This is a genomic window from Comamonas sp. C24C, from assembly GCF_053345995.1.
This window is the reverse complement of sequence record NZ_JBKFBC010000006.1, coordinates 170561-192960: the sequence shown is the minus strand read 5'-3', so window position 1 is coordinate 192960 and position 22400 is coordinate 170561. Positions and strand designations below refer to the sequence as shown.

General features: G+C 61.5%; 21 protein-coding genes. 12 read left to right on the top strand and 9 right to left on the bottom strand.

What is annotated here, in order from left to right; genetic code table 11:
• Positions 1-5 precede the first annotated feature (5 nt).
• The 5 genes from mtgA to ACLBXN_RS13230 all read right to left on the bottom strand — a co-directional run bounded on the left by mtgA (position 6) and on the right by ACLBXN_RS13230 (position 5364).
• Positions 6-734 carry a monofunctional biosynthetic peptidoglycan transglycosylase gene (gene mtgA, locus ACLBXN_RS13250; RefSeq protein WP_211457074.1) on the bottom strand — a complete coding sequence of 243 codons (729 nt, stop codon included), beginning with the start codon at positions 732-734 and terminating at the stop codon, positions 6-8.
• A 13-nt stretch (positions 735-747) separates the two neighbouring features.
• The gene (aroE, locus tag ACLBXN_RS13245) at positions 748-1614 is read right to left on the bottom strand and encodes a shikimate dehydrogenase (RefSeq protein ID WP_447612423.1); all 867 of its coding nucleotides are present in this window, start codon (positions 1612-1614) and stop codon (positions 748-750) included.
• A 47-nt stretch (positions 1615-1661) separates the two neighbouring features.
• Complete coding sequence (locus tag ACLBXN_RS13240; protein WP_211457072.1) at positions 1662-2522, bottom strand: energy transducer TonB; 861 nt, start codon at positions 2520-2522, stop codon at positions 1662-1664.
• A 29-nt stretch (positions 2523-2551) separates the two neighbouring features.
• Entirely contained in the window at positions 2552-4621 is a 2070-nt protein-coding gene (locus ACLBXN_RS13235; RefSeq protein WP_447612422.1) for a ribonuclease catalytic domain-containing protein, read from the bottom strand.
• Positions 4622-4779: 158 nt separating this feature from the next.
• Positions 4780-5364 carry a YqiA/YcfP family alpha/beta fold hydrolase gene (locus tag ACLBXN_RS13230; protein ID WP_447612421.1) on the bottom strand — a complete coding sequence of 195 codons (585 nt, stop codon included), beginning with the start codon at positions 5362-5364 and terminating at the stop codon, positions 4780-4782.
• Positions 5365-5542: 178 nt separating this feature from the next.
• Between ACLBXN_RS13230 and rodA the strand changes: the two genes are divergently transcribed.
• The 3 genes from rodA (at position 5543) to ACLBXN_RS13215 (ending at position 10263) form a co-directional block, all read left to right on the top strand.
• Positions 5543-6724 (top strand): rod shape-determining protein RodA, encoded by a 1182-nt coding sequence (gene rodA / locus ACLBXN_RS13225; RefSeq protein WP_003051327.1) that lies wholly within the window; start codon positions 5543-5545, stop codon positions 6722-6724.
• Between the two features lie 383 nt (positions 6725-7107).
• Positions 7108-8568: a metalloprotease TldD gene (gene tldD, locus ACLBXN_RS13220; RefSeq protein WP_003051333.1), complete on the top strand. Its 1461-nt coding sequence runs from the start codon at positions 7108-7110 to the stop codon at positions 8566-8568.
• A 534-nt stretch (positions 8569-9102) separates the two neighbouring features.
• Positions 9103-10263 carry a 3-deoxy-7-phosphoheptulonate synthase gene (locus ACLBXN_RS13215; RefSeq protein WP_447612420.1) on the top strand — a complete coding sequence of 387 codons (1161 nt, stop codon included), beginning with the start codon at positions 9103-9105 and terminating at the stop codon, positions 10261-10263.
• 94 nt (positions 10264-10357) lie between these two features.
• Here the strand turns inward: ACLBXN_RS13215 and ACLBXN_RS13210 are convergent, their stop codons facing one another.
• Complete coding sequence (locus ACLBXN_RS13210) at positions 10358-10732, bottom strand: YqcC family protein (RefSeq protein WP_447612419.1); 375 nt, start codon at positions 10730-10732, stop codon at positions 10358-10360.
• Positions 10733-11113: 381 nt separating this feature from the next.
• Between ACLBXN_RS13210 and ACLBXN_RS13205 the strand changes: the two genes are divergently transcribed.
• A complete protein-coding gene (locus ACLBXN_RS13205; RefSeq protein WP_167004434.1) occupies positions 11114-11431 on the top strand; it encodes a hypothetical protein in 318 nt (105 codons plus the stop codon).
• 164 nt (positions 11432-11595) lie between these two features.
• Here the strand turns inward: ACLBXN_RS13205 and mpl are convergent, their stop codons facing one another.
• Positions 11596-13014 (bottom strand): UDP-N-acetylmuramate:L-alanyl-gamma-D-glutamyl-meso-diaminopimelate ligase, encoded by a 1419-nt coding sequence (mpl, locus tag ACLBXN_RS13200; protein ID WP_447612418.1) that lies wholly within the window; start codon positions 13012-13014, stop codon positions 11596-11598.
• A gap of 43 nt (positions 13015-13057) precedes the next feature.
• On the opposite strand from mpl, the gene ACLBXN_RS13195 reads away from it, so the two are divergent.
• The 8 genes from ACLBXN_RS13195 (at position 13058) to ACLBXN_RS13160 (ending at position 19911) form a co-directional block, all read left to right on the top strand.
• Positions 13058-13291: a hypothetical protein gene (locus tag ACLBXN_RS13195; protein WP_447612417.1), complete on the top strand. Its 234-nt coding sequence runs from the start codon at positions 13058-13060 to the stop codon at positions 13289-13291.
• Positions 13288-13890, top strand: a complete 603-nt coding sequence (locus ACLBXN_RS13190; RefSeq protein ID WP_211457067.1) for a hypothetical protein — start codon at positions 13288-13290, stop codon at positions 13888-13890. The genes ACLBXN_RS13195 and ACLBXN_RS13190 overlap by 4 nt, the downstream gene beginning before the upstream one ends.
• On the top strand, positions 13883-14434 hold the full coding sequence (locus ACLBXN_RS13185) for a TlpA family protein disulfide reductase (RefSeq protein WP_447612416.1): 552 nt from the start codon (positions 13883-13885) through the stop codon (positions 14432-14434). The genes ACLBXN_RS13190 and ACLBXN_RS13185 overlap by 8 nt, the downstream gene beginning before the upstream one ends.
• 147 nt (positions 14435-14581) lie before the next feature.
• On the top strand, positions 14582-15037 hold the full coding sequence (accB, locus tag ACLBXN_RS13180; RefSeq protein ID WP_043006025.1) for an acetyl-CoA carboxylase biotin carboxyl carrier protein: 456 nt from the start codon (positions 14582-14584) through the stop codon (positions 15035-15037).
• 124 nt (positions 15038-15161) lie between these two features.
• Positions 15162-16520 (top strand): acetyl-CoA carboxylase biotin carboxylase subunit, encoded by a 1359-nt coding sequence (gene accC / locus ACLBXN_RS13175; RefSeq protein ID WP_043006024.1) that lies wholly within the window; start codon positions 15162-15164, stop codon positions 16518-16520.
• A gap of 144 nt (positions 16521-16664) precedes the next feature.
• On the top strand, positions 16665-17555 hold the full coding sequence (gene prmA, locus ACLBXN_RS13170) for a 50S ribosomal protein L11 methyltransferase (RefSeq protein ID WP_043006082.1): 891 nt from the start codon (positions 16665-16667) through the stop codon (positions 17553-17555).
• A 61-nt stretch (positions 17556-17616) separates the two neighbouring features.
• Positions 17617-18900, top strand: a complete 1284-nt coding sequence (locus tag ACLBXN_RS13165; RefSeq protein ID WP_447612415.1) for a DUF3426 domain-containing protein — start codon at positions 17617-17619, stop codon at positions 18898-18900.
• Between the two features lie 111 nt (positions 18901-19011).
• Complete coding sequence (locus ACLBXN_RS13160) at positions 19012-19911, top strand: carbohydrate kinase family protein (protein ID WP_211457064.1); 900 nt, start codon at positions 19012-19014, stop codon at positions 19909-19911.
• A gap of 104 nt (positions 19912-20015) precedes the next feature.
• Here ACLBXN_RS13160 and ACLBXN_RS13155 read toward each other — a convergent pair whose 3' ends face one another.
• Both ACLBXN_RS13155 and ACLBXN_RS13150 read right to left on the bottom strand, forming a co-directional pair.
• The gene (locus ACLBXN_RS13155; protein WP_447612414.1) at positions 20016-21011 is read right to left on the bottom strand and encodes a hypothetical protein; all 996 of its coding nucleotides are present in this window, start codon (positions 21009-21011) and stop codon (positions 20016-20018) included.
• Between the two features lie 179 nt (positions 21012-21190).
• On the bottom strand, positions 21191-22282 hold the full coding sequence (locus tag ACLBXN_RS13150) for a ribonucleotide-diphosphate reductase subunit beta (RefSeq protein ID WP_003070968.1): 1092 nt from the start codon (positions 22280-22282) through the stop codon (positions 21191-21193).
• Between the last annotated feature and the right edge of the window lie 118 nt (positions 22283-22400).

Here is a 22400-nt window from a genome sequence, read left to right as displayed (position 1 = left end):
GCGCCTCAGGGGGATGTCACCATCGGTATATAGCGTGCAATCGTGCGGCTGCGTTGTGCCAGATAACGCGATTGCGGCATTTTCTCGAAGCGCTTGGGCGCCGGGAGCATGGCGGCCAGTCGTGCCGCCTCAGCTGCATTGAGCTGGGCCGCACTCTTGCGGAAGTAGTGCCGGGCGGCGGCCTCGGCGCCGAACACGCCCTGGCCCCATTCCACATTGTTGAGGTAGATCTCCAGAATGCGCTGCTTGCTCAGCATCAGCTCCAGCAATTGCGCCAGCACCAGCTCCTGGCCCTTGCGCAGAAAATTGCGCTCGCCCGACAGCAGCAGGTTCTTGGCCAACTGCTGGGTGATGGTGGAGCCGCCATAGATCTTGGCGGGCTTGCTGTGGCTTCCGGCTTTGTCTGCCTGCATGGCTCTGGCCTCGGCTTTGGCGTTGCGCTGCCAGGCCTTCTGAACAGCATCCCATTCCACGCCATGATGCTCCATGAAGCCAGCGTCTTCGGAAGCAATCACCGCGCGCTTGAGGTTGCCGGAGATCTGGTCATAGTCCACCCATTGCTGGCGCCAGCGCAGGCCTTCGCTGCTTTGTGCAAGCTGCCAGGCTTCGGAGCGCTGATAGCTGGTGGACTCCGGATCCAGCCAGGCCATGACTGCGATGCGTGCCACAAAAAACAATTGCAGCAGCAGGGTGGCGCAAAGCACCAGCAATAGCAGTCGGCCGAGAGCTTTCATGGTGGAGTGGGATTTAGTGAGCGGCTTCGGCGTGCAGCAGAGCGCGCAACTCGGCCAGGACTTGTGCAGAGGGCGGACGCACGCCGCGCCAGAGCGCAAAGGACTCGGCGGCCTGCTCCACCAGCATGCCCAGGCCATCACGCGCCAGCGCGCCATGGCTGCCGGCCCAGTTCAGAAAATTCTGGGCGGCGGGGCCATACATCATGTCGTAGGCCAGACTGCGTGCGTGCAGAACGCTGGCGGGCGCGGGCACATCAGCCCCGGCCAGACTGCTGGCCGTGGCGTTGATGACGATGTCGAAATTTTGGGTCAAATCGGTCTCAAGCACTTGTCTTTCAAGTGCTACCAGCTCTACTTTATGTAGTGCGGCAATGACCGCGTGCTGCTCAATCAGCGCCACGGCCTTGGCCTGTGTGCGGTTGGTGACGACGACGCGGTGCGGCTGTTGCTCGATCAGCGAACCAAGTGCCCCGGCTGCCGCGCCACCTGCACCCAGCAGCAGCACATCGCGCCCGGTGATGGGCACGCCGGCATTGCGGGTGATGTCGGCCACGATGCCCAGGCCATCGGTGTTGTCGGCATGAATGCCGTTGGCACTGAATACCAGAGTGTTGGCGGCACCCGCTAGGCGCACACGCTTGCTGGCGCTGGTGGCCAGCTCGGCTGCCTGTAGCTTGAAGGGCACGGTCACATTGCAGCCCTTGCCGCCGCGCGCGGCAAAGTCGCGCACAAAATCGGCAAAGCCATCCAGCGGCACCAGGGCGCGGTCGTAGCTGACGGGCTGGCCCGTCAACTCGGCAAAGCGGGCATGAATCCAGGGGGAGCGGCTATGGGCAACGGGGTTGCCCATGACGCAGTATCGATCGGAAGTGGCGCTCATGGTTAAAGGGCCGCCGGGCAGCCCGCTGAAAAGGCTGGTGAAGGGGTTTATTGGACGCTGGTTTCCAGTATCTGCTCGCGTGTGAACCTGAAGCGCGAGACGACAGCAATCTGATCGGCCTTGGTACGCATGGCCGGGCCGAAGTGGCCGTAGGGGCCGGCGGCCCGGGCGATAGCCTCGGCACGGGTATCGAGCATGCGGTTGCCCGATCCCTGCACGACCTCGGTGGAGAGTACGCGGCCGTCATGGTTCACTGTCAGGATCATGACCAGCTCGCCATACAGCTTCTTGCCCTTGTTTTCGGGAAAGTTTTCCGTGCCTTTGTCTTCCACCTTGCGGCGCAGCGCGTCGTAGTAGACGGCGTACACGGCTTCCTTGGTGGCAGGGCTGATATAGCGCTTCTTGGGCCGCGCGTTTTCTTCGTTGATGCGCTTTTCAATCTCGGCCAGCAGCTTGATGAGCTGCAGGCGCTTTTCCTCCTGGGCTTCCAAGGCCTTGTTTTCGGCGCTCAGGCGAGGATCGATGGGCGGCAGCGCGGCCACCTGCTGGCGCAGCTGCGTCAGCAACTGGTGCTGCTGCTCCTGCATGGCATCAAGCTGGCGCTGCTTTTCCTCGAAGTCGTCACCTATGGCTGTCAGGGCCGAGTAGGGCATGGGGCTGGTGGCCCGGCCCTGGTCCGCATCGCCGCCGCCGGCCAGCGAGGTCTGGGCGATGGCCTGCGCCTTGTCCGGCACTTCGTTGGCGCGGGCGTTGACCAGAATCACTTCCAGCGGCGTGTCCTGAAACACGCGCTCGAAGCTTTCCGGATCCACGAACCGGATGGTCAGCAACACGGCATGGACGGCGATGGACACGCCCAGCGCCAGTTGCAGCGTACTCAGTCGTTGAAGAGAGGTGGGCAGTTTCACGGCAGCGTCAGGGCGATGAGGGGTGGAGATCAGGACTTTGGCTGGTCTGCAGCGGGATTGGCGTCGTTCATGTCCACCGCAATGGAGATGGGGCCGGCCACGGCATCGTCATCGTCCTCGCCGCTGTCCTCGCTGTCGTTCCCGGCCTCGGCGTCTGCATCCAGGCGCTCGATCAGCGTGCCCGAGATGTCCAGCGAGATCTCGTCGATCTCGCCGAGCCTGACGCGCACATGGGCTCCGCGCGGCAGATTCTGCGCACCCAGCACGGGCAGCACCAGCGGCAGATTATCGGCGCGCACCAGGAAGGAGCCGTTGGGGCCTTCCTTGAAGACGCTGGCCGTGAGTTCCGTAATGCCGTTCTGCTCCAGATACTTGAGCGTCCAGAAGCGTTCCATGCCGGCCTGATAGCCGTTGTAGGCACTGTAGGCGCCGTCAAAGCTGCTGATGATGCCGAACAGCTCGGCATCCTTGGGCTTGAACGGGGCGGCCAGGGCCGCCGTCTTGCCGTGGCGGGCACAGGCAATGATCTGCCACTGATTGACCAGATCCACATAGCGGCGCAGCGGGGAGGTGGCCCAGGAGTAGGCTTTCACGCCGATGCCGGCATGCGGCAAGGCCTTGGTGCTCATGCGCACCTTGACGCCAGGTGCCAGGCTGGCCTGGCTGCGATAGATGCCGGGCACACCATGCTCGGCCAGCATCAGGCCCCAGGTGCTGTTGGCCACGATGGCGGCCTCGGCCACGATCAGGTCCAGCGGTGCACCGCGCTTGCGCACGGTGATCTGCACCTGCTCGCTGCCGTTGGGCTCGGCACCGTCGTTGCCGACGAGGCGGAAGTTGTAGTCCGGGCGGTTGAAGTTCTCGGGCTTGCCGCGCACCACTTCGCGATTGGCCTTGAGGAATTTGGACCAGCGCTGCAAAAAGGTGAGCTCCTTGCGCTTGCCCAGCAAGGAGTCAGGCGTGTTTTCAACCTGGATTGAGGAGTCGGTCAGCCATTCCTCGGTGACGATGTGATCGAGCTTGTCGTAGCGGAAGTTGACTTCCACGGGCACGCGCTCGAGACGGGTTTCGCTGGAGACGGTCTCCAGCGTTTCCTCGTTGATCTGCACATACAGCGAGACTGCAGGGTTGGAGCGGCCCTCGTCCAGCGTGTAGATATGCACCACGTCGTCGGGCAGCATGGTGATCTTGTAGCCGGGCATGTAGACGGTGGACAGGCGGGCGCGGCCCAGCTTGTCCAGCTCGCCGCCGGGCGTGATGGCCAGACCGGGAGCGGCAATGTGGATGCCCACGGTGACGGTGCCCGTGCCCAGGCCGGTGACGGACAGCGCATCGTCGATTTCGGTGGTGGCCGAGTCGTCGATGGAGAAAGCCTGTACATTGGCCACGGGCAGATCGGCCGGCGGCTGGGGAGCCTGCACGGCGGGGAAGCCCGTGCCCTTGGGGAAGTTGTCGAACAGGAAACGCTTCCAGTGGAACTGGTAGGACGAGTCGATGGCGCCGGCGCGGTGCAGCAGTTCCAGCGGGGCCAGCTTGGTGGCGCGGCTGGCGTCGACCACGGCCTTGTATTCGGGAGCGTTCTTGTCGGGCTTGAACAGAATCTTGTAGAGCTGTTCGCGAATCGCCTGTGGGCACTCGCCGCGGCCCAGTTCCTCTGCCCAGGCATCGATCTGCGCCTGGATCTGCTTTTTCTTCTCGATGGCGGCCAGGGCTTGCTGCAGGATTTCTGCAGGGGCCTTCTTGAAGCGGCCCTTGCCTGCGCGACGGAAATAATGCGGTGCGTCGTACAGGCAGAACAGCGCACCGGCCTGCTGGCCCAGCGTCGCGGATTCGGAAAAATAATCACGCGCCAGGTCGGCAAAGCCGAACTCTTCCTCGGGCGCAAATTCCCAGGCCAGATCCAGATCGATCTCGGCGGCCTGGGCCTGACCCTGAGCGATCAGCTCGGCAGGGGCCGGCTTCTCGAACTTGAGCAGGATATTGGCGGCCTTGACCTTGACCCGCTTGCCCGAGTCCAGTTCGACTTGGGCCGAGGATTCGGCTTCGGAGAGGATGCGCCCGGCCAGAAATTTGCCGGCTTCTTCAAACAGTGCGTGCATAACCGCGCATTTTCCCACGAGCCGAACATTCGGCGCTCAGAAGTGATTCAGTTCATGCCTGAGATCGGTCGATATCCAAGGCGGACGCTGCGAACAAAGCGGCGATCTGCAGTGCGGCAGCTGCTGTCGGGAGGACGGCGCATGGCGCCCGTTGGGGATCAGGACAACGCCAGAAACTCGTCGATCCGGTCCAGATACTCGGCAAAGTTGCTCAGGGCGTGGTCGCCGCCTTCCTGCACCAGTTGCAGGGCGTGAGGGTAGCGCTCGCTCATTTCGTTCCAGTCCAGCACCTCGTCGCCCTGGGCGATCAACACCATCTCGGGCGCTGCCGGCGTCATGGCGCGGGTGTCGAGCTGGCGTAGTTCCTCGATGTATTCGGGACGAAAGAAGAAGGTTTCCTCGGGGTCATGCCAGCTGGACTGCTCGCCTATGTATTTTTCCAGGTCGCGGGCCGGGTTCACGGCGGGATTGATCATCACGCTCTTGCAGCGCGCCAGCTGGGCCACCCAGCTGGCGTAGTAGCCACCCAGCGATGAGCCCATGACGGCCATGTTCTGGCGCGGCCAGTTGGCGATGCCCTCGACGATCACGGCTGCCGCTTCGCGCGGCGAGGGCGGCAACTGCGGGCACCACCAGCGTACCTTGGAATGCCTGGCGCCCACATAGTCCGCCATGATGCGTGCCTTGTTGGACTGGGGGGAGGAGCGAAAGCCGTGCAGGTACAGCAGGTGGGTGGTTGTCATGGTGGCAATCTCCTCTTGTGAATGCGCTTTGGTCCCGGCCATTGTGGACTGTCTGCCTCAAGACTATCAGGGGGTGAAGGCCTATGACAGGGTGAATGGGGTCAGGCAGTGCTGAGCCGTCAGCAAAGCTCAACCCTGCAGACTGCACGGCAGCCGGCTCCCCCGATAATTGCGGCCCATGTCCGCCATCGAATTCGATAAGCCCTCGCTGCTGCAACGCATTGTTCCGCTGTTTCGCGGCTTTGACTTCCTGTTGCTTCTCTTCATCGCCATGCTGGCGGGGGCAGGGCTGCTGGCCATGTATTCGGCGGGTTTCGATCACGGCACGCGTTTTGTGGACCATGGACGCAATATGCTGATTGCGGCGGGTCTGCTGTTCGTGCTGGCCCAGATATCCCCCCAGCAATTGATGAAGGTGGCTGTGCCGCTGTACACCCTGGGCGTGGTGCTGCTGGTGGCGGTAGCCTTGTTCGGCATCACGAAGAAGGGGGCCACGCGCTGGGTGAACGTGGGGGTGGTGATTCAGCCCTCGGAGCTTTTGAAGATCGCCACGCCGCTGATGCTGGCCTGGTGGTTCCAGCGCCGCGAGGGCAATCTGCGCGCCTCCGACTTTGTCATCGCCTTTGTGCTGCTGATGGTGCCCGTGGGCCTGATCATGAAGCAGCCCGATCTGGGCACCTCACTGCTGGTGATGGCAGCCGGCCTGTCCGTGATCTTTTTTGCAGGCCTGCCCTGGAAGCTCATCGTACCGCCCGTGCTGCTGGCCGTGGTCGGCATTTTCCTTATCGTCTGGTTCGAGCCCCAGCTCTGCGCCGATGGCGTGAGCTGGTATTTTCTGCATGACTATCAGCGCACGCGCGTGTGCACCCTGCTAGACCCCACGCGCGATCCCCTGGGCAAGGGATTTCACATCATTCAGGGCATGATCGCCATCGGTTCGGGCGGCGTTTGGGGCAAGGGCTTCATGGCCGGAACGCAGACCCACCTGGAATTCATTCCCGAGCGCACCACCGACTTCATCTTTGCCGCCTATTCCGAAGAGTTCGGCCTGATAGGCAATCTGTTCATCATCGTCGGCTTCTTGCTGTTGGTCTGGCGCGGGCTGGCCATTTCCATGAACGCCAACTCGCTGTTCGGCCGGCTGATGGCGGCTGCCGTGGCCATGATCTTTTTCACCTATGCGTTCGTGAACATGGGCATGGTCAGCGGCATCCTGCCGGTGGTGGGCGTGCCCCTGCCTTTCATCAGCTATGGCGGCACAGCCATGGTCACGCTGGGGCTGGCGTTGGGCGTTTTGATGTCGGTGTCACGGGCACAGCGGCAACTGCCCGGCGGTGATGGGCATATTCCCCATGCGTGAAGACCCGTGATCGGGCTGCTGTGCTCTTAAAAAAAGAGCTGCTATCTCATGCTTTGCAAGCTTTGAGTAATGGTTTTGTGGGAAATTGCGCGGCGGAGCGGCAGGCTTAGATCGTTGAAAAATGTCAGTAGTTCCGTCCAGGGCCTTGCCTGGACTGTAAACAGCGTTTACAAACGGTTCTGGGGGTCAAAAGACCGATCAAGCGGGAGCGGCAAAGACCCAGGTGGGGTTCTGCCATGCAAAGCGGGCAGGGCGGAACCCGGCAAGTGAGAAGCTAAGTGAATGGAGCGGAATGTTGTTCAGCCTGGTGGGGCAGCATTCCGCTCTTTTTTATGCGCAGCCCGAGACAAGTCAGGACTTGCAGCTATCTCTACAATGCTCTCATGATTTCCCGCGAACCCACCATCGAACGCTTGGCCACGGCCCGTCAGTTGCTGCTTGAGCCCTTCGGCCTGGACGAAACCCATCTTGCGCGTGCGCTTGCCGAAATTCGCTCGCACCAGGTGGACGACGCCGATCTCTACTTCCAGTACACCCGCGCCGAGGGCTGGAGTCTGGAAGAAGGGATCGTCAAGACCGGCTCCTTCTCCATCGATCAGGGCGTCGGTGTTCGCGCGGTCAGCGGCGAGAAGACGGCGTTTGCCTATTCCGACGACATTTCCGAAGCCTCGCTGCTGGATGCTGCACGCACCGTGCGCTCCATCTCCAGCGCCACCCAGACGCGCCGCGTCAAGGCAGGGGCTCAGAAGATTGCGCAAAGCCGCTCCCTGTATCCTGAGCTGGACCCCATCAGCACGCTGGACAGCACGGCCAAGGTCGAACTGCTGGGCAAGGTGGAGAAGCTGGCTCGCGCCAAGGACCCGCGCGTGGTGCAGGTCATGGCCGGCCTTGCCAGTGAATACGATGTGGTGCTGGTGGCCCGCGCGGACGGCACGCTGGCGGCCGACGTGCGCCCGCTGGTGCGCCTGTCGGTGACGGTGATCGCCGAGCAGAAGGGCCGCCGCGAGGTGGGCTCCTCCGGCGGTGGCGGTCGCTTCGGTCTGGCCTATTTCAGCGACGAACAGATCAGCCAGTATGTGGACGAGGCCGTACACGCGGCCCTGGTCAACCTCGAATCGCGTCCCGCACCGGCAGGCGTGATGACGGTGGTGCTGGGCTCGGGCTGGCCCGGCGTGCTGTTCCACGAAGCCGTGGGCCACGGCCTGGAAGGCGACTTCAACCGCAAGGGCTCCAGCGCCTTCAGCGGTCGTATCGGTCAGCGCGTGGCCGCCAAGGGCGTGACCGTGCTGGACGACGGCACGATTGCCGATCGCCGCGGTTCCTTGAACGTGGACGACGAAGGCCATGTCAGCCAGAGCAATGTGCTGATCGAGGACGGCATTCTCAAGGGCTATATCCAGGACTCGATGAATGCGCGCCTGATGGGCGTCAAGCCCACGGGCAATGGTCGTCGCGAAAGCTACGCCCACATTCCCATGCCGCGCATGACCAACACCTATATGCTGGGTGGCGACAAGGATCCGCAGGAGATCATCGGCTCCATCAAGAAGGGCCTGTACGCCACCAACTTCGGCGGTGGTCAGGTGGACATCACCAGCGGCAAGTTCGTGTTCTCTGCCAGCGAAGCCTACTGGGTGGAAAACGGCAAGATCCAGTACCCCGTCAAGGGCGCGACCATCATCGGAAGCGGCCCGGAGTCGCTCAAGCACATCAGCATGATAGGCAACGACATGCGCCTGGATTCGGGAGTGGGCACCTGCGGCAAGGAAGGTCAAAGCGTGCCTGTGGGCGTAGGCCAGCCCACGCTGCGCATCGACGGCCTGACGGTCGGCGGCACGGCCTGACGGAGATTCCCCCGGCGGGTCTTCCCGCCGAAAGCAAGACCCCGCTCTGCATGGCAGACCGGGGTCTTGTCGTTTCCGAGTGCGTTAATCGTATGGCAGCAGGGTCTTTTGAGGGTGTTTTAATGTCTGAGCGCGAATATTGTCGATTCGCTGAAAAATTGCATTCAATATGGGTATATGGAAATTTATATCAATAAAATTCTGAAAAAATAAAAAAAACGCAAAAAACTTGCATGAAAGAAAATCACGAAAAATGCGTCATGTCAGAGGGAAAACCTGTTTTTGACAGAACAACTGCGCCGGCCGCAGATGTTGCAATGCAAAAGAGCTGTGCTACATTGAAAGACATGCAAACGCAACGCGCCTATTTCTTTTACTTTTGGTTCTCGCCCCCGGCGGCTGAGAGGTAAACGCGCGCACCCTGCAAACACCTCCCAAAGAACCGCCGAAGCTGCAAAGCCCGGCGGTTTTTTTTCACCCCTACGTTTCAGCACCCCCGGTTTTCAACGATCAAACACCTCACGAAAGATAGCCATGACTGCTCTGAACACTTCATCCACCGATTCCTGGTATCGCGCCGGCTCTCCCAAGACAGGCCAGACCGACGACGCACGTATCAAGGAAATCACAGTGTTACCTCCTCCAGAGCACCTCATCCGCTTCTTCCCCATTCGCGGCACCGCCGTGGAGACGCTGATCAGCGACACCCGCCGCAGCATCCACAACATCATGCGTGCGCAGGATGACCGTCTGCTGGTCATCGTCGGTCCTTGCTCGATTCACGATCCGGCCGCTGCCCTGGACTACGCCCGCCGCCTGGCTGTCGTGCGCGAGCAGTACAAGGACACGCTGGAAGTGGTGATGCGCGTCTATTTCGAGAAGCCCCGTACTACCGTGGGCTGGAAGGGGCTGATCAATGACCCCTACCTGGATCAGAGCTACCGCATCGACGAAGGCCTGCGCATCGCGCGCCAGCTGCTGATCGACATCAACCGCCTGGGTGTGCCTGCGGCCAGCGAGTTCCTGGACGTGATCTCGCCCCAGTACATCGGCGATCTGATCAGCTGGGGCGCCATCGGTGCCCGCACCACGGAAAGCCAGGTGCACCGCGAACTGGCCTCGGGCATCTCGGCGCCGATCGGTTTCAAGAACGGCACGGACGGCAATATCCGCATTGCCACCGATGCGATTCAGTCGGCCAGCCGCGGTCACCACTTCCTGTCGGTGCACAAGAACGGCCAGGTTGCCATCGTGCACACGGGGGGCAACCAGGACTGCCACGTGATTCTGCGCGGCGGCAAGACCCCCAACTACGATGCCGAGCATGTGGCGGCCGCCTGCCGGGATCTGGAGGTGGCTGGCCTCACGCCTTCGCTGATGGTGGATTGCAGCCATGCCAACAGCAACAAGCAGCATGAACGCCAGAAGGATGTGGCCCGCGATATCGCGGCGCAGATCGCCGGTGGCTCCAGCAGCGTGTTCGGCGTGATGATCGAAGGCCACCTGATCGGCGGTGCACAGAAGTTCACTCCCGGCAAGGACGAGGTCTGCGATCTGACCTACGGCCAGAGCATTACCGATGCCTGCCTGGGATGGGACGATTCCCTGGCAACGCTGCAAGAGCTGTCGCAGGCCGTGAGCCAGCGCCGTGCGGCCGCGGCTGCATGCAAGCAGGAAGCTGAAGTGCCGGCCTGATCGACAGAGCGGGAATGAACAACGCAGGCCACAGGGAACGCTCCCTGTGGCCTGTTTGCTTTTCAGATGGAGTGGAGCCGGGTTGTCTGCCGGCTCAGTGCTTGATGTCTGGTGCCGGCTCAGGCGTCATATCGCAGCCGTTGAGCGTGGCATCGATGCGATTGAGAAGGCGCAGCAGATGCTGCTTGTCAAAGTCGGTGCGCTGCTGCTGCCACTCGTGATCGGCCAGCGGATAGACATGGCTTTGGTGGGGCAGGCTGCCCTTGGCATCGATCACGGCGCGCAGGCGCGGGATGAACACCCATTGCAGCCACTCGTGCAGCTTGAGCGTGTCGTACATGAAGGGTGTGGTGGATTCCAGTGCCTTGGGGTCCGGGGCAACGGCAGACCAGAGTTTCTGGACTTGAAGTTCGGCCTCCAGCTGCAGCAGATGTTCGCGTATTTCTTGGTGGATGTTTTCAGCGGTCATGGTGATGGTTCCTGAAGGCATTGCCGGCATTCGGCAAAGAGTTGCCCAGTATGTGAGTGCTCTGCTGGCATTTTCAAGACAGGGCACGCCATGTCGATAACTGGCGGGTTACGAGACCGTAATGGCACTTGAAAAACACAGTTTTGCCCTTATATTCATGCGAGGCATGCGGATGATGCTATGAAATTTAATGATTTTGCATGGCTTTGCAGCCCATGTTCCCGTAACCACTGTGATGCTTGATGCAAGCCCTTGAGGTCTGCATTGTTTGCCGCAGCTGTTTGCAAGCCGTCAGCTTGCAGCGTCTTCAGCACCGCGGTCACCTTTAAGCTGTGGCCACGACAACGAATGGTGCAAGAGTCACCAGGTCAGAGGAGATTTATGCGTAGTGAAGTAATCGTGGTTTTGGATGGCGACCGTGAATACCGGGTCGATACCCAGTCGCTGTCCCCTGTGAGTTCGGACGAAGGCCGACGCTGGCTGGACCAGCAGTTTGTCTCGCTCGAATGCGAGCCTTTGCGGGCTACCGGCAAGGTGTTGCTGGCCGACAAGCTGGTGGTGGTGGCGCGTGAGGCGCGCAATCGTCCAGAGCTGTTTGACAACCAGGACTGGCGCAACAGCTATGCCCTGGCTGCCCAGGCCGTGCTGGCCAAACCCTTGATCCGGGTGGATGTGCCGGCGATGTCTATTAGTTATTGACACCCCCGAGCCACTGCGTGGCTTCCCCCTCTCTGCTTCGCGGAGGGGGCGACAGCCTCGCTGCGAGACGGCTCTTGCTTGCTGTCCCCATGTGGAGGCGTGCCAGTTTTGAAGATAGCTGATGAAAATGCCCGCGTTGAGCGGGCATTTGCTTTTATTCGGGCTTATTTCAGCGCTTCGAGCAGCTTGGCGTGGATGCCGCAAAAGCCGCCGTTGCTCATGCAGACGATATGGTCGCCGGGGCGTGCGACAGCGGTGATCTGCGCTATCAGGGTCTCGATATCTCCGGCGACCTGAGCGCGCTGGCCGGGGCCCACGCCCATGGGTTCCAGCGCTTCGGCGGCATCCCAGTCCAGGCCCGCAGTGTGGCAGAAGACCAGATCGGCACTTTCCAGCGACCAGGGCAACTGGCTTTTCATGGTGCCCAGCTTCATGGTGTTGCTGCGCGGCTCGAACACCGCCAGGATGCGGGCCTGCGCACCCAGCTTGCGGCGCAGGCCGTCCAGGGTGGTGCGGATGGCTGTGGGGTGGTGCGCGAAGTCGTCATAGACCTCGATGCCGTTGACCGTGCCGCGCAGCTCCATGCGGCGCTTGACGTTCTGAAAGCGCGACAGGGCTTCGCAGGCCACCTCGGCGCTGACGCCCAGATGATCTGCGGCGGCGATGGCGGCCAGCGCATTGAGCTGGTTGTGCACGCCGGTCAGGCTCCAGCGCAGCTGCGCCACTTTGTTGCCGCGATGCAGCACGGCAAAGTCGCCAGGATCGCCATCGGCACTGAAATCGCTGACAGTGGTGCCGAAGCTGCGCACTTCGCTCCAGCAGCCCTGGGCCAGCACCCGGCTCAGGCTTTCTTCCAGACCATTGCTCACCACGCGGCCGGTCGACGGCACGGTGCGCACCAGATGATGGAACTGGCGCTCGATGGCCGCCAGATCGTCGAAGATGTCGGCGTGATCGAACTCCAGGTTGTTGAGCACGGCCGTACGAGGGCGGTAGTGCACGAATTTGCTGCGCTTGTCGAAGAATGCGGTGTCGTATTCATCGGCCTCGATCACGAACACGGGCTGATCGCCCACGGGGCCAGGGCCTGCGACAGGGCGCTTGGCCGCACCCAGGCGGGCGGAGACGCCGAAGTCCAGCGGTACGCCGCCGACCAGAAAGCCGGGCTGCAGCCCCGCGCACTCCAGCACCCAGGTCAGCATGGAGGTGGTGGTCGTCTTGCCGTGGGTGCCGGCCACGGCCAGCACATGGCGACCGTGCAGCACATGCTCGGCCAGCCATTGCGGACCGCTGGTATAGGCGGCGCCGGTGTCCAGAATCGCTTCCATCAGCGGGAACTTGGGCGAGCCGTCGGCCAGGCGCTTGCGGCTGACCACGTTGCCGACCACATACATATCGGGCTTGAGTGCGATCTGGTCGGCGCCATAGCCCTCGATCAGCTCGATGCCCAGCTGGCGCAGCTGATCGCTCATCGGCGGGTAAACGCCGGAATCGCAGCCCGTCACCTTGTGACCGGCTTCTCGTGCCAAGGCGGCCAGGCCTCCCATGAAGGTGCCGCAAATGCCCAGAATATGTATGTGCATGGCCGGGGATTCTACGTTTGCCGGCATGACCTGGAGGCAAGCCATGGCCCGCCTGGGCGCTGGCGGTAACCTTTCTTATCAAATTGATAGCTTGTTGCGCATGATCTATATAGATCTAAATGTGTTTTTACTTTCAGTTCCATACAAAGCGGGTGCTAGCAGCTATCAAAACGTTGGTCTGTACGGGCCAGGTCAAAGTGCGGTCATTCATCTGGGTCACAATGCGTGCATGACCTGCTGCGCTTGCTGCGGCGGGCGTGATGAAATGGCGCTATGAGTTTGGATAACGTGACTGCTGAAATCGCTCAGACAGCGGCCCGTCTGGTGGTGGAGGAAGGCCTGGAATGGGGTCCTGCCAAGCAGCGGGCCGTGCGTCAGCTCGGCCTGCCCGGCCGCTCGGCGCTGCCCGATAACGACCAGCTTGAAGAGGCGGTGCGCGAATATATAGAGCTGTTCTGTGGTGACACGCAGCCGCAGGAGCTTCAGGCGCTGCGCGAACTGGCCCTGGTCTGGATGGACAGGCTGCAGGAGTTTCGCCCGCATCTGGCCGGAGCCGTCTGGCGCGGTACGGCCACGCGGCTGTCGGACATCTATCTGCAGCTGTTCTGCGACGATCCCAAGTCGGCCGAAATAGCGCTCATCAACAATCATGTGCAGTACGAGCCGAGCACGGTCACCGGCTTTCAGGGCAAGCCGGTCGAGGCGCTTTCCGTTCACGCACTGTGCAAGCCGATCAACGAAACCGTGGGCGTGCACCTGCTGGTCTACGACCATGACGATATGCGCGGCGCCATGAAGCCCGACAGCCATGGCCGCAGCCCGCGTGGCGATGCCAAGGCCTTGCGCAAGCTGCTGCAGGAGAGCCGCGATGAGTGAAAACACCCCTGAGAACAAGTCGACCAATGGCTCTCGCCGTCTGTGGCTGACCGGCGCGGTGGCCGCAGTGGCGGCCGGGGCCGGCGCCGGTGTGGCCTGGTGGCGCAGCCAGCCTCAGGCCATGGGCCCTGGCGTCGAGGCTCAGCTATGGAGTCAGACGTTTGAAACCCCAGATGGCAAGCCTTTTGCCATGGCGGGTTTGCAGGGCCGTCCCCTGCTGGTGAACTTCTGGGCCACCTGGTGTCCGCCCTGTGTCAAGGAGCTGCCCATGCTCAGCGAGTTTGCGGCGCAGCAGGGCGCAAAAGGCATTCGGGTCGTGGGGTTGGCGGTCGACAAATCCGAAGCAGTGATGCGTTTTTTGCAGCGCCAACCCGTGCAATTTCCGGTAGCCATCGCCATGCAAGGGGGATTGGGGCTGACCCGTAGCCTCGGTAACTTGCAGGGTGGCCTGCCATTCACGGTTCTTTTTGACGCCAAGGGGCAAGTGCGACAACGTAAAATAGGCGAGCTTTCCCGCGAAGATCTGACAGATTGGAGTAAATAGAGCGAACGAACATTGCTCTTGTCGTCAGAAAAGTGTAGGTAACTAAATTCCATGGCGACGTTAGTGAAAAATATCTGCCAATGCACGCAGAAGGCCGAATTTGAGGTAAATTCGCGCCCTGTTTAGAATTACGTCGCTGGAGCTCCCATGGATTTGCGAAAACTCAAGACCCTTATTGATCTGGTGTCCGAATCGAATGTGTCGGAACTGGAGATCACCGAAGCAGAGGGCAAGGTCCGTATCGTCAAGAGCGAAGGTGTGGTCCACCAATACGTCGCTGCCCCCGTGCAAGCTGCTCCCATGATGGCCGCCCCCGTGGCTGCCGCTCCCGCAGCCGCCACACCTGTGGCCGCTCCGGCCGTTGCAGAAGGTCATGTGGTCAAGTCGCCCATGGTCGGTACCTTCTACCGTGCCTCCAGCCCCGGCGCCAAGGCCTTTGTGGATGTGGGCAGCCAGGTCAAGGAAGGCGACACCATCTGCATCGTCGAAGCCATGAAGATCCTCAACGAAATCGAAGCCGACAAGACCGGCACCATCGTTCGCGTTCTGGGTGAAAACGGCCAGGCTGTGGAATACGGCCAGCCTCTGTTCGTGATCGAGTGATAGATCATGAGGCGTTGCATGCAGTTCGCATCGCAGCGCCGAGGTGCGCTAGCCACTGGCTGCGCGACTGAGTCATTGGCAGTGGTCTGTGCTGCGGCACAGGCACCAAGCTGCGAGGAACTTCATGTTTAAGAAAATTTTGGTTGCCAACCGGGGCGAGATCGCCCTGCGCATCCAGCGCGCTTGCCGTGAGCTGGGTATCAAGGCGGTGATGGTGTATTCCGAAGCCGACCGTGATGCCAAGTACGTCAAGCTGGCCGATGAGGCCGTGTGTATCGGCCCGGCTCCTTCCCCGCTGTCCTACCTCAACATGCCGGCCATCATTTCGGCTGCCGAAGTGACCGATGCGGAAGCCATCCACCCCGGCTACGGCTTCCTGTCCGAGAACGCCGACTTTGCCGAGCGCGTGGAAAAGAGCGGTTTCACCTTTATCGGCCCGACGCCCGAGAACATCCGCACCATGGGTGACAAGGTGTCGGCCAAGCAAGCCATGATCAAGGCCGGCGTGCCTTGCGTGCCCGGCTCGGACGGCGAACTGCCCGACGATCCCGCACTCATCAAGCGCATTGCCAAGACCATCGGTTATCCCGTGATCATCAAGGCTTCGGGCGGCGGCGGCGGTCGCGGCATGCGCGTGGTGCACACCGAAGCTGCACTGATCAATGCCGTGCAGATGACCAAGGCCGAAGCCGGCGCTGCTTTCGGCAATCCTGCCGTCTACATGGAAAAGTACCTGCAGAACCCACGTCACGTGGAAATCCAGGTGCTGGCCGATACGCACAAGAACGCCGTGTATCTGGGCGAGCGCGACTGCTCCATGCAACGTCGCCACCAGAAGGTGATCGAGGAAGCTCCGGCTCCCGGCATTCCCCGCCGTCTGATCGAGAAGATCGGCGAGCGCTGCGCCGCGGCCTGCAAGAAGATCGGCTATCGCGGTGCGGGTACCTTCGAGTTCCTGTACGAGAACGGCGAGTTCTACTTCATCGAGATGAACACCCGCGTGCAGGTGGAGCATCCCATCACCGAGCTGATCACGGGCATCGACATCGTGCGCACCCAGATCATGATCGCGGCCGGCGAGAAGATGCCTTTCACGCAGCGTCAGATCGAGTTCAAGGGCCACGCCATCGAGTGCCGTGTGAACGCGGAAGATCCGTACAAGTTCATCCCCTCGCCCGGTCGCATCTCCATGTGGCATGCTCCCGGCGGTCCTGGCGTGCGTGTGGACACCCATGTGTACAACAACTACTTCGTGCCGCCCAACTACGACTCCATGATCGGCAAGATCATCGCTTACGGCGACACCCGCGAGCAGGCCATGGCCCGCATGCGTACCGCCTTGCTGGAGACCGTGGTGGAAGGCATCAACACCAATATCCCGCTGCACCAGGATTTGATGGTCGACTCCAAGTTCATGGAAGGCGGCACCAACATCCACTACCTGGAAGAGTGGCTGACGCATCGCACGCCCAACAAGCGATGAGATCAGGAGCCTTGCAGCTCTGAGTTCCCATGCTGGCCTCTGGCAACGGAGGCCAGCATTTTCGTTTTTCAGGAAAGTACAACTTGCGTTCTCGTCTTCGGCCCCGGCCTGACATGACTGACGCAGTTGCTAGAAAGGATGGCCATGTTCGAGCTGAGCCTGCTGTGCCCCGAAGATCGGGTCGAAACCATTAGCGAAGCGCTGGATGCACTCGATGCATTGAGCGTGTCCGTCGAAGATGCCGATGCGCAGACCGAGGCCGAGCAGGCGCTGTTCGGCGAGCCCGGCATGCCTGCGCCCAAGGAGGGCTGGAACCGCAGCCGCGTGATCGCCCTCTATCCTAGCGAAGCCGCGGCTACCGAGGCGCGTGATCTGCTGCTGCCGCAGGACTTTTTCGAAGGCTGCAAGATTCTGGCCGTCAAGCCCGTGCCCGAGCAGGACTGGGTGCGCCTGACGCAGTCGCAGTTCGAGCCTGTGGACATCACGCCCGAGTTCTGGATCGTGCCCACCTGGCACGAGCTGCCCGAGCAGGCCAGGGTCAGCATCCGTCTGGACCCCGGTCTGGCTTTCGGTACCGGCACTCATCCCACCACCCGCATGTGTCTGCGCTGGATTGCGCGCCAGCCCCAGGCGACTCTGGGACGCACGCTGGACTACGGCTGCGGCTCGGGCATCCTGGCCATTGGTGCCGCCAAGTTCGGCGCGACCGATGTGGATGCGGTGGACATCGATCCTGCCGCCGTGGAGTCGACCAACTACAACAGCAGCGCCAATCATGTGGAGGTCAAGGCCGGTCTGCCCGATGCGGCCGACGGCGAGTACCAGACCGTGCTGGCCAATATCCTGGCCACTCCGCTCAAGGTGCTGGCTCCGCTGCTGTGCGGCCGTGTGCAGGCCGGTGGCAATCTGGTGCTGGCCGGCATTCTGGAGCGCCAGGCCGACGAGCTGAAAGAGGCTTACGCGCCTTACCTCAAACTCGAGGTGGCCGATAGCGAGGACGGCTGGATTCTCATGACCGCCCGGCGCGCGGCCTGATCGCGAGACAGACCCGCCGCCAGCAGGTGTGCGGGTGGTTGCTGCCTACAATGACATCTTGATGAGCCAAGTCACCCGTTGCCCTTCCTGTGGAACCCGCTTCAAAGTGGTTGCCGACCAGCTGCGTATCTCGCAGGGCTGGGTGCGCTGCGGGATGTGCCAAAGCGTCTTTGATGCCTCGCAGGATTTGCAGTCCGTGCCCGACGAACTGCTGCAGCCGGAAGCGGCTGATGCGCCGCAGAAGCCGGCCGTCCAGGAGGTGCTGCCGACGAAAGCGGACGAACAGCCGGCGCCGACTTGGCCGCAGCAGGATGAGGATGCCGCAGATGCTCCCGCCTCCGATGCGCAAAAGGCTGAGGCACCGCAGGATTCGGCTTCGGATTGGGTAGACGCGGCCGCGACTGCTACTCAGACTGCAGAAGCCGCGCCGGCAGCGGAGTCTGCCGATGTGGTTTCAGAACCAGAGCCTTCCGGGTTCATGCCCGGGATGGCGGATGGACAGTCCTCGTTTGTCGATCACGCGCGTCCTCTGACTGAAGAGGATGCAGGGGCTGCTCGGCATGAGCCTCATCCCGAGGTGAGGGAGCCGGAAGACAGACTGGAAACCCGTGATATTCCCGCACCCGCCGAGCCGGCGCTGGAGCCGGAGCTGCTGGTATCGCCGCCGCCAAGCGAGGCCCTGATGCCCGAGGCCGAGCATGGCCTCGAGGATAAAGCCCGGAGCGAGGCGCCGCTGCACGCCGATATCGGCGATATACAACCCGCCAGGGACCGGGCGCAGGCCGTCACGGATGTGGATCAGGATGAGGCTGTTGCCATTGCAGGCAATGAGCCAGGCTTTGTGCGCCAGGCCCGCCGGAAGGCCTTCTGGCACTCGGCAGGAATGCGCGTGGCGCTGGTGCTGGGTTCGCTGCTGGCTGTTGCCGGTGTCGTCGGACAGCATGCCTGGCAGCAGCGCGATGTGCTGGCAGCGCAGTATCCGGCACTGGCTCCCGTGCTGGCCAAGGCCTGCAGTCTGGCAGGCTGCGAGCTGCAGGCCCGCCGCGCGATTGCCGACGTGGTGATCAGTGGCTCGGGCTTCAAGCAGCTTGCCGATGCCCGTCAGTACCAGTGGAGCCTGACCCTTGAGAATCGCTCCGATGTACCGGTGGCCATGCCCATGGCCGAGCTGACCCTGACCGATGCGCAGGACAGACCCTTGCTGCGCCGAGTCATCGACCTGAAGCCTCTGGGTGCCCCGGAGCAGCTGCAAGCCCGCCAGGAGTGGAGCGTCAACGTGCCTGTGCAAGTGCAGGATCTTGGCGCTGCCGTGGCGGGTTACCGGGCGCTGGTTTTTTACCCCTAATACGGCTTGTGCCAATTCGGATCAGGCAAGGTGTCTCGTCAATAGAAATGCCCGTTGTACATCCTTGTTGGCGCAAGCCCCCCTTCATTCATTTCTGAAAGAGAACGCACCATGGCCGCTTTGATCTGCGGGTCGCTGGCATTCGACAACATCATGACCTTTGAAGGTCGTTTTGCCGACCAGATTCTTCCCGACCAGCTGCACATCCTCAATGTGTCGTTTCTGGTGCCCACGCTGCGCCGCGATTTTGGCGGTTGCGCCGGCAATATTGCCTATAGCCTGAGGCTGCTCGGTGGCGATGCTCACCCCATGGCCATGGTGGGCAGCGACGGCGAGGACTATGTGCAGCGTTTCAGGGACCTGGGTATCGAAACCCGCCATGTGGGCCAGCTGCAGAGTACGCACACCGCGCAGTGCATGATCATGACCGATCGTGACAACAACCAGATCACGGCCTTCCATCCTGGAGCCATGATGCAGGCGCACGAGAACCGGATCACGGCCGATATGGCCGCCGAGGTCAAGGTCGGCATCATTGCTCCCGATGGCCGCCAGGCCATGATCGACCACGCCGCCCAGTTCAAGGCTGCAGGCATTCCTTTCGTGTTCGATCCGGGTCAGGGCCTGCCCATGTTCAACGGCGATGAACTCAAGGCCTTTATCGAGCAGGCTGACTGGGTGGCGGTGAACGACTATGAAGGCAAGATGCTCAGCGAGCGCACGGGCCTGAGCTTTGACGAGATCTCGCGCAAGGTGCGCGGCCTGGTCGTGACCCTGGGTGCCGAAGGCTGCGAAGTCTGGCAGCAGGGTGAGAAGACCCTGGTGGCGCCGGTGAAGCCCGCCGCTGTGGTTGACCCCACGGGTTGTGGCGATGCCTGGCGCGGTGCTTTCCTGTTTGGTCTGGAACGTGGCTGGGATCTGCTGCGCTGCGCCGAACTGGGCAACCGCTTGGGGGCGCTGAAGATTGCGCAACGCGGCCCGCAGAACTATCAGCTGGACTTCCAGCCCTGATGCGATATTAGTGCCCTGAGGGTACTGATCGCGGCGCATGTAAAAAAGCCCGGCTCTCGGAAGAGAGCTCGGGCTTTTTTATGGCGTGCAGGTCAGCGAACCGATCAGGGCTTGTTACCTGTGGGGAAGGGCCAGGCGGCTTGAGGTGCCAGGCGGGTCTGCGCCACGGGTGCGGTGGTTTCGGTCACGGCGGCAGGTGCAGGTGTGGCAGCCTTCTTGGGAGCAGCCTTGGCACCATTTGCAGCCTTCTTGGGAGCTGCGGCCTTGGCAGCAGTTGCAGCCTTCTTGGGGGCGGCAGCCTTGGCAGCTACAGCCTTCTTGGGAGCGGCAGCCTTGGCAGGAGCAGCAGCCTTGGCAGTTGCAGCCTTCTTGGGAGCGGCAGCCTTGGCAGGAGCAGCAGCCTTGGCAGTCGTTGCAGCCTTCTTGGGAGCAGCGGCCTTGGCAGCAGTTGCAGCCTTCTTGGGAGCAGCGGCCTTGGCAGTCGTTGCAGCCTTCTTGGGAGCAGCGGCCTTGGCAGCAGTTGCGGCCTTCTTGGGAGCAGCGGCCTTGGCAGCAGTTGCAGCCTTCTTGGGAGCAGCGGCCTTGGCAGCAGTTGCAGCCTTCTTGGGTGCAGCAGCCTTGGCAGTCGTTGCAGCCTTCTTGGGTGCAGCAGCCTTGGCAGCAGTTGCAGCCTTCTTGGGTGCAGCAGCCTTGGCAGCAGTTGCAGCCTTCTTGGGAGCAGCAGCCTTGGCAGTCGTTGCAGCCTTCTTGGGAGCAGTAGCCTTGGCAGTTGTTGCAGCCTTCTTGGGAGCAGCGGCCTTGGCAGTTGTTGCAGCCTTCTTGGGAGCAGCGGCCTTGGCAGTCGTTGCAGCCTTCTTGGGAGCAGCAGCCTTGGCAGGAGCAGCAGCCTTAGCGGTTGTTGCAGCCTTCTTGGGAGCAGCAGCCTTGGCAGCAGTTGCGGCCTTCTTCGGTGCAGCCTTTGCAGGAGCAGCAGCCTTGGGGGCAGCAGTCTTGGTTGCAGCTGTTTTCTTCACAGCTTCAGCCTTGGGCGCGGCCGCCTTCTTGGCAGGTGTCTTTTTCTCGGTTGTGGCCTTGGCGGCCGTCTTCTTCGCAGTTGCCATCATTTTCTCCTTCGTTGATTTGCATAAGACGTCCGGCTCTTTGCAGTGCCGGACGATTCAAAGCGATGTGGAGTTACGCATCGCTAGGAACACAAATTTGCTTCACGCCAAAAATCTCAGTTTTTTGTAGCAATGAAGTGAAGCAAGTCATGACTCGCATTGTGCCTGCTTAGAAGCAATTAATCCCAAGAAAGTGCGCCTCCGGTCTGATACTCGATCACTCGTGTCTCAAAGAAGTTACGTTCTTTCTTCAAATCGATCATTTCGCTCATCCAGGGGAAGGGATTTTCTTCACCGGGGAACAGCTCTTCGAGACCGATCTGCGTGGCACGACGGTTGGCGATGTAGCGCAGATAGCCCTTGAACATGGATGCATTCATGCCCAGCACGCCGCGCGGCATGGTGTCTTCGGCGTAGCGATATTCGAGCTCCACGGCCTTCTGGAACAGCTCCGTGATTTCCTGCTTGAACTCGGCCGTCCACAGATGGGGGTTCTCGAGCTTGAGCTGGTTGATCAGATCGATGCCGAAGTTGCAGTGCATGGACTCGTCGCGCAGGATGTACTGGTACTGCTCGGCAGCGCCCGTCATCTTGTTCTGGCGGCCCAGGGCCAGGATCTGCGTGAAGCCCACGTAGAAGAACAGACCTTCCATCAGGCAGGCAAAAACGATCAGCGACTTCAGCAGAGTCTGGTCGGTTTCGGGCGTGCCGGTGTGGAAGTTGGGGTCCATGATCGCTTCGATGAAGGGGATCAGGAACTCGTCCTTGTCGCGGATGGATTGGACTTCGTTGTAGGCGTTAAAGATTTCCGATTCATCCAGACCCAGCGATTCCACGATGTACTGGTAGGCATGGGTGTGGATGGCTTCCTCGAAAGCCTGGCGCAGCAGGAACTGGCGGCATTCGGGTGCCGTGATGTGGCGGTAGGTGCCCAGCACGATGTTGTTGGCGGCCAGCGAATCGGCCGTCACAAAGAAGCCCAGGTTGCGCTTGACGATGCGGCGCTCGTCTTCGGTCAGGCCGTTGGGGTCCTTCCACAGCGCGATGTCGCGCGTCATGTTCACTTCCTGCGGCATCCAGTGGTTGGCGCAGGTGGCCAGATACTTTTCCCAGGCCCACTTGTACTTGAAGGGAACCAGCTGGTTCACGTCGGTCTTGGCGTTGATGATGCGCTTGTCTGCGGCATTCACGCGCTTGTGGGTGCTGGTGGACGCGCCGGCTTCTGCGCTGGTGGCGGAAGAGGCAAAGGTGTCGTCGTCAAAGCTCAGCATATTTATTCCTTCAAGGGCAAAAGCTGGGTGCAGTGCAATCGACATCCAGCCTTCTGATTTATCTATTTGGCAGGCACCACTAAAAACTGGCGCACTCCAAACCAAAGACACCGAGCAA

What these genes read in the sequence shown, in the direction of transcription:
- ACLBXN_RS13165 (WP_447612415.1), top strand. Translation starts at nt 17,617, where the DNA reads ATGAGCCAAGTCACCCGTTGCCCTTCCTGTGGAACCCGCTTCAAAGTG.
- ACLBXN_RS13210 (WP_447612419.1), bottom strand. Translation starts at nt 10,732, where the DNA reads ATGACCGCTGAAAACATCCACCAAGAAATACGCGAACATCTGCTGCAG.
- ACLBXN_RS13195 (WP_447612417.1), top strand. Translation starts at nt 13,058, where the DNA reads ATGGCCCGCCTGGGCGCTGGCGGTAACCTTTCTTATCAAATTGATAGC.
- ACLBXN_RS13150 (WP_003070968.1), bottom strand. Translation starts at nt 22,282, where the DNA reads ATGCTGAGCTTTGACGACGACACCTTTGCCTCTTCCGCCACCAGCGCA.
- rodA (WP_003051327.1), top strand. Translation starts at nt 5,543, where the DNA reads ATGTCCGCCATCGAATTCGATAAGCCCTCGCTGCTGCAACGCATTGTT.
- aroE (WP_447612423.1), bottom strand. Translation starts at nt 1,614, where the DNA reads ATGAGCGCCACTTCCGATCGATACTGCGTCATGGGCAACCCCGTTGCC.
- tldD (WP_003051333.1), top strand. Translation starts at nt 7,108, where the DNA reads ATGATTTCCCGCGAACCCACCATCGAACGCTTGGCCACGGCCCGTCAG.
- ACLBXN_RS13185 (WP_447612416.1), top strand. Translation starts at nt 13,883, where the DNA reads ATGAGTGAAAACACCCCTGAGAACAAGTCGACCAATGGCTCTCGCCGT.
- mpl (WP_447612418.1), bottom strand. Translation starts at nt 13,014, where the DNA reads ATGCACATACATATTCTGGGCATTTGCGGCACCTTCATGGGAGGCCTG.
- ACLBXN_RS13160 (WP_211457064.1), top strand. Translation starts at nt 19,012, where the DNA reads ATGGCCGCTTTGATCTGCGGGTCGCTGGCATTCGACAACATCATGACC.
- mtgA (WP_211457074.1), bottom strand. Translation starts at nt 734, where the DNA reads ATGAAAGCTCTCGGCCGACTGCTATTGCTGGTGCTTTGCGCCACCCTG.
- ACLBXN_RS13215 (WP_447612420.1), top strand. Translation starts at nt 9,103, where the DNA reads ATGACTGCTCTGAACACTTCATCCACCGATTCCTGGTATCGCGCCGGC.
- ACLBXN_RS13235 (WP_447612422.1), bottom strand. Translation starts at nt 4,621, where the DNA reads ATGCACGCACTGTTTGAAGAAGCCGGCAAATTTCTGGCCGGGCGCATC.
- ACLBXN_RS13155 (WP_447612414.1), bottom strand. Translation starts at nt 21,011, where the DNA reads ATGGCAACTGCGAAGAAGACGGCCGCCAAGGCCACAACCGAGAAAAAG.
- accC (WP_043006024.1), top strand. Translation starts at nt 15,162, where the DNA reads ATGTTTAAGAAAATTTTGGTTGCCAACCGGGGCGAGATCGCCCTGCGC.
- ACLBXN_RS13190 (WP_211457067.1), top strand. Translation starts at nt 13,288, where the DNA reads ATGAGTTTGGATAACGTGACTGCTGAAATCGCTCAGACAGCGGCCCGT.
- ACLBXN_RS13205 (WP_167004434.1), top strand. Translation starts at nt 11,114, where the DNA reads ATGCGTAGTGAAGTAATCGTGGTTTTGGATGGCGACCGTGAATACCGG.
- prmA (WP_043006082.1), top strand. Translation starts at nt 16,665, where the DNA reads ATGTTCGAGCTGAGCCTGCTGTGCCCCGAAGATCGGGTCGAAACCATT.
- accB (WP_043006025.1), top strand. Translation starts at nt 14,582, where the DNA reads ATGGATTTGCGAAAACTCAAGACCCTTATTGATCTGGTGTCCGAATCG.
- ACLBXN_RS13230 (WP_447612421.1), bottom strand. Translation starts at nt 5,364, where the DNA reads ATGACAACCACCCACCTGCTGTACCTGCACGGCTTTCGCTCCTCCCCC.